The sequence below is a fragment of the Streptomyces sp. SolWspMP-5a-2 genome, from assembly GCF_900091845.1.
Classification (GTDB): Bacteria; Actinomycetota; Actinomycetes; order Streptomycetales; family Streptomycetaceae; genus Streptomyces; species Streptomyces doudnae.
Genome location: NZ_FMCI01000025.1, coordinates 1 through 9,064, shown reverse-complemented (window position 1 = coordinate 9,064; position 9,064 = coordinate 1). Strand labels below are relative to the sequence as shown.

The following is a 9,064-nucleotide window of genomic DNA, read 5'->3' as shown; positions in this document are numbered from 1 at the left end:
CCCCGCGTCCGTCCGCGCGGCTGGCCGGCTCCGCCTCCGCTTCCCGCCCGCTCGGTCCGATCTTTTGGCGACTCGCGGATCCAGTTCACAGACATATGTCAATCGAACATGCTCAAATTCATTCCATCGGGGGTAACTTGCTGGGCGGGGAACCGATCTGCGCTTGCCCCGCCCCGGGCACATGGCTGCGCTCTCGGGCTCCGCACAGGACGTCACCCCGTACCCCGGTGACCTGAGCGGCCGCCTCGCGCGGAGCTGGATGGAGGCGATGTCGTCGTGCGGCAGGATCCTGCGCGCCCGGCCCGTCATGTCCGCGTCCACCAGGACCGGGGGCACACGGTGCTGGAGCTGCGCGGGGACATCGACATCGCGGCGGCGGTGGAGATCTCCCCGCACCTGGACCGGCTCACCGCCCACCCGGGCGTCCGGCTCGTCATCGACCTCGGCGGGGTCGACTTCTTCGACTGCTCGGGGCTCAGGCTGCTCTACCGGGCCCGCGCCCGGGTGCTGGACCAGCACGGCGAACTGCGGCTCGTCTGCGCCCACCCGCTGACCCTGCGCATCCTGCGCGTCACCGGCCTCGCCCGGCTGCTGCCTCCCCACCCGACACTGGACGCGGCCCTGGAACGCCCCGGCGCCGCCTCCGGCTCCCTGTGACGGCCGGGACCCGGCGCCCGTGTCCCGCGGCGCCTACGCGTCCCGGGGCGCGTCGAACAGGGCGCTGACCGACTCCCCGTTGTGGATCCGCCGTACCGCCTCGGCCAGCGCCGGGGCGATGGACAGCACCCGCAGCTTGTCCGTGTGCTCCGCCGCGGGGACCGGGACCGTGTTGGTGCAGACGATCTCCAGCACGTCCTCCTGGTCGCTGAGCCGTTTGAGCGCGCCGCCCGCGAAAAGCCCGTGCGTACAGGCGATCCGGATCGAGCGCGGCCCGAACTCCCGCAGCCGTTGCAGGAGTTCGATGACGGTGCTGCCCTTGGCGATCTCGTCGTCGAGCACGATCACGTCCCGGTCGGCCACCTCGCCGATCACCGAGCTGATGGAGACGCGGTCGTCCGCGAACCGCTGCTTGGCACCGGCCGCCACCTGGGCGCCGATCATCCGGGCGAACGCGGCGGCCTCCTTGGCGTTGCCGAGGTCGGGCGAGACGACGGTGGTGCGGCTGAGGTCGTAGCGGCGGAACCAGGCGGCCAGCTCCCGCAGCGCGTGCAGGTGGTCGACCGGCACCGAGAAGAACCCGTGCACCTGCGGCGCGTGCAGGGTCATGGCCAGGACACGGCTCGCACCCGCCGCCACCAGCAGATCGGCGACCAGCCGTCCGCCGAGCGAGATCCGGGGCGCGTCCTTCTTGTCGGAGCGCGCGTAGGAGTAGTGCGGCATGACGACGCTGATCCGCCCGGCCGACGCCCCGCGCGCCGCGTCGCACATCATCAGCAGCTCGACCAGGTGCTCCTGGACGGGCTTGACCAGCGGCTGGATCAGGAAGACGTCCCGTTCCCGGCAGTTGGCCTGGAGCTGCACCTCCAGGCAGTCGTTGGCGAACCGGCTCACCCGGGTCGGGCTGAGCGGAACCCCCAGGTGGGCGCAGACCTCGGCGGCCAGTTCGGGATGGGCGCTGCCGCTGAACACGGAGATGTCGCGCACGATGTGCTCCTCGCACGATCGGAACGGGTCGCCCTCATGCTACTGATCGTCCCGCGCGCCGCGCGGGGACCAGGGGCGTCGCGCGGGTCCGGTCACATTCCGGCGGCCTCTGTCCCGATCCGGCAACAGGGCGGTCTGACAAGGGGCTTGAGGGGCATGTGGTCGGTAGGAAGGAGGGCCGTCACCATGACGACTCCCATCAAGCGGGCGTCCGGGCGGATGCCCGGCTGGGCGAAGGCGGTGTGCGCCGTCGTGCTGGTGCTCGTGCTGCTGTTCGCGGGAATAGTGCTGAGCGTGCTGCCGGGACTGAACAACCTCTTCGGGACCGAGACGCACGACCGCACCGGGCCCACGCTGCTCCAGTCCATCCAGGACATGAGCCGCTACGACGCCGCGTCCGGCAACTTCCAGGTCGTCGTCGACCTGGAGAAGGACAGCAAGTACCTGCCCGACGCGATCCGCGGCTCCCGTGTCCTGTACGTGGGCGCCGGGACCGTGGACGCCTACGTGGACCTCGGCAAGCTCGGCGAGGACGACGTGAAGGTCGACAAGGACCGCACCGAGGCCACCCTGCGGCTGCCGCACGCGGCCCTCGGCAAGCCCGCCCTGAACCCGGACCGCTCGTACGCGGTCTCCAAGCAGCGCGGACTGCTGGACCGGCTCGGCGACTTCTTCTCCGACAACCCGAACAGCGAGCAGGCCGTGCAGAAGGTCGCGGTCAAGCACATCGGGGACGCGGCGAAGGAGAGCGGTCTGACGACCCGCGCCGAGACCAACACGACCGAGATGCTCCAGGGTCTGCTGCGTTCGCTGGGCTTCAAGGAGGTGCACGTCAGCTACGGATCATGACCGTCCGCGGCACGTGCCCCGGGCACCGCATCCTCGGCCGGTTCCCGGGTAACCGCCCCTCGACACGGGGACGTTGAGGAACACCACGACCGGAGGACGGACATGACCCGGGCAGAGACAAGGCCGCGCGGCGGATGGCGTCGGCGCGCATCGAGGCGGGACGGCGGCGACGAGGCGCCGGTCGTCGAGCGGGAGCGGCACGTGCTGCCCCTCCCGGTGCGTCTGCTGGCGATGCTGATCGCCTTCGGGTTCATGGTGGCGTTCGCGGTGGTGCTGGCCAAGCTGACCCTGCAGCCGTCCCCGGCCTCCGTGTCGCTGATCCACACCAACCTGCACCCGGGCAGTTCGCTGCGCGCCTACCTGGACCAGCCGCAGATGCGGGACGCGGTGAAGCAGATCGGCGGCAACATCGTGCTGGGCGTGCCGTTCGGCATCCTGGTGCCGGTGCTCGCGCCGCGCGCCCGGGGTCTGCTGCGGGTGCTGCTGCTCACCGCGATCGTGATGCTGACGGTGGAGTTCGCGCAGGGCGCGCTGATCACCGGGCGCTCCTTCGACATCGACGACGTCATCCTCAACACCTCGGGCGCGCTGATCGGTTACCTGCTGCTCGGCCGGCGGATGGGGCGGGCGGTGCACGCGCGCAGGCGGCGTCCGGTCCCGGCGGAGGAACCCGCCGCGACGGCGCCGCGCGCGAAGAGCGGCAGGACCGGCACGTCCGGCACGTCCCGCTTCAAGAAGTCCGGTTCGAAGCTCTCGCGGCCCGTCTGGGCGTCGCGGACGTCCAAGGCGTCGCGGGACACGAAGACCGCGAAGAACACGAAGGCGTCGAGGGCTTCGAGGCTGCCCAAGTCCCTGAAGCGGACGAAGAACGCCTGACCGGAACGGACTCCGAGCGTCAAGTCCCTGGTATGGACCAGGGGCTTGACGCTTTCCTTATCTCACTTCTTAAATCAAGAGGCGACGTCCTTCACCCCCCACCCCGCCGGAAGGAACTTCCGTGGCCTCTCCACGCCTGCTGCGCAGATGCCTGTTCGCCGCCCTGCCCGCCGTCCTCGTCGCGTCCGTCGCGACCGGTCCCGCCGCCGAGGCCCGCCCGGCGACGTCGGCCGCCGCCCCCACCGCGGCCGCCGCGGTCGCCTTCTCCGACACCTTCGACGGGCCCGCGGGCGCCGCCGTCGACGGGTCGAAGTGGCAGATCGAGACCGGCGACAACGTCAACAACCACGAGCGGCAGTACTACACGTCCGGCGCGAAGAACGCGGCGCTGGACGGGCAGGGCCATCTGGTGATCACGGCCCGCCGGGAGAACCCGTCCAACTACCAGTGCTGGTACGGCACATGCCAGTACACCTCGGCCCGGCTCAACACGGCGGGGAAGTTCAACGCGCAGTACGGCCACGTCGAGGCGCGGATGAAGATCCCGCGCGGGCAGGGCATGTGGCCGGCGTTCTGGATGCTGGGCACGCCGGTCAACTGGCCGGACTCGGGCGAGATCGACGTCATGGAGAACGTCGGCTTCGAACCGTCGACCGTGCACGGCACCCTCCACGGCCCCGGCTACTCCGGCTCGGGCGGCATCGGCGCCGGGTACTCGCTGCCGGGCGGCCAGGCGTTCGCCGACGCCTTCCACACCTTCGCGGTGGACTGGGCGCCGGACTCGATCACCTGGTCCGTCGACGGCACCGTCTACCAGCGCCGCACCCCCGCCGACCTGGGCGGCCGGAGCTGGGTGTTCAACAAGCCGTTCTTCCTGATCCTGAACCTCGCGGTGGGCGGCTACTGGCCCGGTGACCCGGACGGCTCCACCGCGTTCCCGCAGCAGCTCCTCGTGGACTCGGTGTCGGTGACGACCGGCGACTCCGCGCCCGGCGGCTCGGCCATCCGCGGCCTCGCGGGCAAGTGCGTCGACGTGGCGGCGGCGAACCCGGCCAACGGCACCCCCGTCCAGCTCTACGACTGCAACGGCACCGGCGCCCAGCAGTGGACCGTGGGCGCGGACGGCACCGTCCGGGCCCTGGGCAAGTGCCTGGACGTCACGGACAACGGCACCGCGGACGGCTCGACGGTGCAGCTGTGGGACTGCGCGGGCAGCCCCAACCAGAAGTGGACGGTCACCGGGGCGCACGACATCGTCAACCCGCAGGCGAACAAGTGCCTGGACGTGACCGGCAACAACTCCGCCAACGCCACCCGGCTGCAGATCTGGACCTGCACCGGCGCCGCCAACCAGAAGTGGACGGTCGGCTGAGCCGGACGGCGGTCCCGGGCGGGGCCCGCCCTACCGCGGCTGCCAGGTGAACTTGTCGCCGCCCACCCAGCGGACCACTTCCGGGTCGTCGAGGTCGTGGATGGTGATGCCGCGCACGGCGGCGGCCCGGAGCACGTCCGTGAGGGTCGTCGCCTCGCCCACCACCTCGCCGTCGATCTCGACGATCCGGAACGGCGGCCTGCCCGGCTGCACCCCGAGCACCATGATCCGCGGACGGGAGAGGTGCGGGCTCGCGATTTCGGTCATGCAATAGAGCCTAGAACGCATCCCGTCGTCACGAATGATCGGATTGGTCCTGATTCTGATCGATCCGGTCCGGGTGGGCGCCCCGCCCGTGACCGCCGGGACCGACCGGAGGAGGCGGCCATGGACCCCGTCGAGGCGCTGGAGCGCATCGCCTTCCTGCTCGAACGGTCCCTGGCGCCGCCCTACCGCGTGCGGGCGTTCCGCGGGGCCGCCCGGGTGCTGTCGGCGCTGCCCGCCGACGAGGTCCGCGCGCGGGCCGGGGACGGCTCCCTGGAGTCGCTGAAGGGCGTCGGCCCGAAGACCGCGCAGGTGGTGCGGGAGGCCCTCGCCGGACAGGTGCCCGCCTACCTGGCCAGGGCCGAGGACGAGGACGCGCGGGCCGCGCCCGACCTGCGGGGCGGCGAGCGGCTGCGGGCGCTGCTGCGCGGGGACTGCCATCTGCACTCCGACTGGTCCGACGGCGGCAGCCCGATCGAGGAGATGGGGCGGACCGCGGCCCGGCTCGGGCACGAGTGGGCGGTGCTCACCGACCACTCCCCCCGGCTCACCGTCGCCCACGGGCTGTCACCCGAACGGCTCCGCGCCCAGCTGGACGAGGTGGCCGCCCTGAACGCCTCCTGGGCACCGTTCCGCCTGCTCACCGGCATCGAGTGCGACATCCTCGACGACGGCGCCCTGGACCAGGAGCCCGAGCTGCTGGAGCGGCTCGACGTCGTGGTCGTCTCCGTCCACTCCAAGCTGCGCATGGACGCCCGCGCCATGACCCGCCGGATGGTGGCCGCCGTCCGCGATCCGCGCTCCGACATCCTCGGCCACTGCACCGGACGGCTGCTCGGCGGGCGCGAGCGGCCCGAGTCGCTGTTCGACGCCGACGAGGTCTTCGCGGCCTGTGCGGAGACCGGCACGGCGGTGGAGATCAACAGCAGGCCCGAGCGGCTCGACCCGCCCCGCAGGCTGCTGCGCAGGGCCGTGGACGCCGGGGTCCTCTTCGCGATCGACACGGACGCGCACGCGCCGGGGCAACTGGACTGGCAGGGGTACGGCTGCGCCCGCGCCGAGGAGTGCGGGGTGCCCGCCGACCGGGTGGTGACGACCTGGCCCGCAGACCGGCTGCTGGCCTGGAGCCGGGGCGCGTGACCGGCCGGGCGCCCGGCCGGGGGGTGACTCAGGTCACGGGGTCAGGCGGGACGGCCAGGAACAACGGGGGGTGGTTCTCCGTTGAACCAACCGTGGGAGCGGACGGAACAGTGTCCCCGGGCCTCACCCTCCGCCCACAGGGACGATCGTTCGGCTGAAGCCCTGTGGAGCCATTCGCCGAGAGGCGACCGCCGTCCGCGCCCACACCTCGACCGCCCCGACCGTGATTCCCCCGTCCGGTCGGGGCTTTCCTCTGCCGGGGCCCGGTGCCGCCCGCGCGGCGCCGGGCCCGCGCTTGACTTGGAGAGCACTCCAGTCCGTAGCGTTCTGGACATGACTGAACAGCACAGCATCGGGTCCGGTTTCGGCGCGACCAGCACCGCCGACGAGGTCCTGGCGGGCATCGATCTCACCGGCAGGCTCGCGATCGTCACCGGCGGTTACTCCGGCATCGGCCTGGAGACCACCCGCGCGCTCGTCGGGGCGGGCGCCCGGGTCGTGGTCCCGGCGCGGCGCCGGTCCACCGCCGAGGAGGCGCTCGCCGGGCTCGACGGGGTCGAGGTGGACGAGATGGACCTCGGCGACCTGGAGAGCGTGCGCGCCTTCGCCGAGCGGTTCCTCGCCACCGGCCGCGGCATCGACATCGTCATCGACAGCGCCGGGATCATGGCGTGCCCCGAGACCCGGGTCGGGCCCGGCTGGGAGGCCCAGTTCGCCACCAACCACCTCGGCCACTTCGCCCTCGTCAACCGGCTCTGGCCGGCCATCGCGCCGGGCGGCGCCCGCGTCGTCTCGGTCTCCTCCCGCGGCCACCACTTCTCCGGCATCCGCTGGAACGACCTCGACTGGCGGCGGGGATACGACAAGTGGGAGGCGTACGGCCAGGCCAAGACGGCCAACGTGCTCTTCGCCGTCCACCTCGACCGGCTGGGCGAGGCCGCCGGGGTCCGCGCCTTCGCGCTGCACCCCGGCGGCATCCTCACCCCGCTCCAACGGCACCTGCCCAAGGAGGAGATGGTCGAGCGCGGCTGGATCGACGAGAACGGCACCCCGCTCGACCCCGAGGGCTTCAAGACCCCGCCGCAGGGCGCCGCCACCCAGGTGTGGGCGGCGACCTCGCCCCTGCTCGACGGCCTCGGCGGCCTCTACCTGGAGGACTGCGACGTCGCCGGGCCCGCCCCTGAGGACGGCGAGCGCACCGGCGTGAAGGCATGGGCGGTCGACCCGGACCAGGCGGCCCGGCTGTGGGCGGAGTCGGCGCGGCGCACGGGCGTGGACGCCTTCGCCACCGACTGACGGCCGCTCCCGGGAGGGCCCTGTGGGGGTCCTTCGCCGCGGCGTGAACTCGCTGCACTCCCCCGCCGCACGCCCCCATGGCGTCACCTCACGGCACGACCCCGCCGGACGGCCGGAAGGCCCCTGCGCTCCCGCGCCCCGGGCTTCCGCCCCGTCGGCTCCCGGCGGGGTGGGGCGCGGTCAGTGCGGTGCGCGGTCCTCGATCGCGGTGCGCCATGCGGGGGCCGGGCCCTCGGGGGCGGGTTCGGCGCGCCGGCCGCCCCGGGCGAAGAAGTCGGCCAGCGGCAGGATCGCGGCGCCGACGGTGACCGCGTCCGGGCCGAGCCTGCCGAGGTCGACGGTGACCTTCTCGGCGGGGTGGCGCAGCGCGTACGACATGGCGTACCTGCGGACCGAGGGCAGGAAGCGGGAGCCGAGCTGGAGGCCCGCCCAGCCGCCGATGAGGATGCGTTCGGGCTGGAAGAGGTTGATCAGGTCGGAGAGCCCGGCGCCCAGGTACTCGGCGGTCTCCTCCAGGACGGCCAGGGCCACCGGGTCGGCCTCGGTCCCCTCGGGCGGGTAGGCGGCGGCGAGCAGCGCGGTCAGCGCCGTCTCCTCGTCGGCCGGGGGACGGCCGCCCTCCTCGCGCCAGCGTTCGATGAGCGACTCGGCGCCCGCGTACGCCTCCAGGCAGCCGAGCGCGCCGCACCGGCAGCGGCGCCCCCTGACCCGGACGGTGAGATGCCCCCACTCGACGGCGCGGCCGTGCTCGACCTCCGGGGTGACCAGGCAGGCGCCGACACCGGAGCCGAAGAGGACGACGACGGCGTTGCGGGCACCGCGTCCGCCGCCGAACCACATCTCGGCCTGGCCGAGCGTCTTGGCGCCGTTGTCGATGAAGTACGGCACGGACTCGGGGAGTTGGGAGGTCGCGCGGAGCAGGCTCTCCAGCGGGACGTCGTACCAGCCGATGGTCTGGCCGTGCACGACGGCGCCCCGGTCGGGGGTGCGTTCGACGATGCCGGGGACGCCGATGCCGACGCCCAGGAGCTGCTCGGGGGCGATCCCGGCCCCGGCCAGCACCTCGGCGACGCCGTCGCGGATGTGGCCGACAATGCCCTCGACCTCGTAGCGGCGCTGCGCCAAGGGGCGTTCGGCGCGGGCGAGTTCGGTGAGGGTGAGGTCGAACAGCTCGATCCGCACCCGGGTCTCGCCGACGTCGACGCCGATCATGTGGCCGCTGCCGGGCGCGACCCGCAGCAGGGTGCGCGGGCGGCCGCCGTCGGAGTCGACGCTGCCCGCCTCCTCGACCAGTCCGTCGGTGACCAGGTCCGAGACGACGTTGCTGACCGAGCCGGAGCTGAGGCCGGTGGCCGGTCCCAGTTCGAAGCGGCTGAGGGGTCCGTCGAAGTAGAGCCGTTGCAGCACGGCCGTGCGGTTGGCCCTTCTGAGGTCGCGTACCGTGCGCCCGTTCCGCCCCGCCATGTGGCTCCCTTCGCACCCTGTTCGACCTGCAACATACCCCCGAGTGCCGGGCCCGCGCGACTTTCCTCCAACCCTTAGTTCACGCTGTGAGCTAAGAGCGGGCGGGCGGCGCGCCGATCACGCCGGACGGCCGCGCCCGGACGGGGCACGGCCGTTCGG

Annotated in this window: 8 protein-coding genes and 1 pseudogene; 6 read left to right on the top strand and 3 right to left on the bottom strand. The window is 72.8% G+C overall.

Annotated elements, in window-relative coordinates; all coding sequences use genetic code 11:
* Positions 1-276: 276 nt before the first annotated feature.
* Complete coding sequence (locus GA0115242_RS01400; protein ID WP_093823612.1) at positions 277-657, top strand: anti-sigma factor antagonist; 381 nt, start codon at positions 277-279, stop codon at positions 655-657.
* A gap of 33 nt (positions 658-690) precedes the next feature.
* Here GA0115242_RS01400 and GA0115242_RS01395 read toward each other — a convergent pair whose 3' ends face one another.
* Entirely contained in the window at positions 691-1,644 is a 954-nt protein-coding gene (locus tag GA0115242_RS01395; RefSeq protein WP_093823610.1) for a ribose-phosphate diphosphokinase, read from the bottom strand.
* Positions 1,645-1,830: 186 nt separating this feature from the next.
* Here GA0115242_RS01395 and GA0115242_RS01390 point away from each other — a divergent pair, with 186 nt between their 5' ends.
* The 3 genes and pseudogenes from GA0115242_RS01390 to GA0115242_RS01380 all read left to right on the top strand — a co-directional run bounded on the left by GA0115242_RS01390 (position 1,831) and on the right by GA0115242_RS01380 (position 4,741).
* A complete protein-coding gene (locus tag GA0115242_RS01390; RefSeq protein WP_093823609.1) occupies positions 1,831-2,493 on the top strand; it encodes a DUF4230 domain-containing protein in 663 nt (220 codons plus the stop codon).
* Positions 2,494-2,595: 102 nt separating this feature from the next.
* Positions 2,596-3,144: pseudogene (locus GA0115242_RS01385) on the top strand (VanZ family protein); the annotation flags it as partial.
* A gap of 346 nt (positions 3,145-3,490) precedes the next feature.
* On the top strand, positions 3,491-4,741 hold the full coding sequence (locus GA0115242_RS01380; protein WP_093823604.1) for an RICIN domain-containing protein: 1,251 nt from the start codon (positions 3,491-3,493) through the stop codon (positions 4,739-4,741).
* Positions 4,742-4,771: 30 nt separating this feature from the next.
* Here the strand turns inward: GA0115242_RS01380 and GA0115242_RS01375 are convergent, their stop codons facing one another.
* A complete protein-coding gene (locus GA0115242_RS01375) occupies positions 4,772-5,008 on the bottom strand; it encodes a hypothetical protein (RefSeq protein WP_093823602.1) in 237 nt (78 codons plus the stop codon).
* A gap of 120 nt (positions 5,009-5,128) precedes the next feature.
* On the opposite strand from GA0115242_RS01375, the gene GA0115242_RS01370 reads away from it, so the two are divergent.
* Together GA0115242_RS01370 and GA0115242_RS01365 are read left to right on the top strand one after the other, a co-directional pair.
* Entirely contained in the window at positions 5,129-6,145 is a 1,017-nt protein-coding gene (locus GA0115242_RS01370; RefSeq protein WP_093823600.1) for a PHP domain-containing protein, read from the top strand.
* A gap of 333 nt (positions 6,146-6,478) precedes the next feature.
* The gene (locus GA0115242_RS01365; RefSeq protein WP_093823598.1) at positions 6,479-7,441 is read left to right on the top strand and encodes an SDR family NAD(P)-dependent oxidoreductase; all 963 of its coding nucleotides are present in this window, start codon (positions 6,479-6,481) and stop codon (positions 7,439-7,441) included.
* A gap of 180 nt (positions 7,442-7,621) precedes the next feature.
* Here GA0115242_RS01365 and GA0115242_RS01360 read toward each other — a convergent pair whose 3' ends face one another.
* Positions 7,622-8,905, bottom strand: coding sequence for an ROK family protein (locus GA0115242_RS01360; protein ID WP_093823596.1), 1,284 nt, complete (start codon positions 8,903-8,905; stop codon positions 7,622-7,624).
* Positions 8,906-9,064 lie beyond the last annotated feature (159 nt).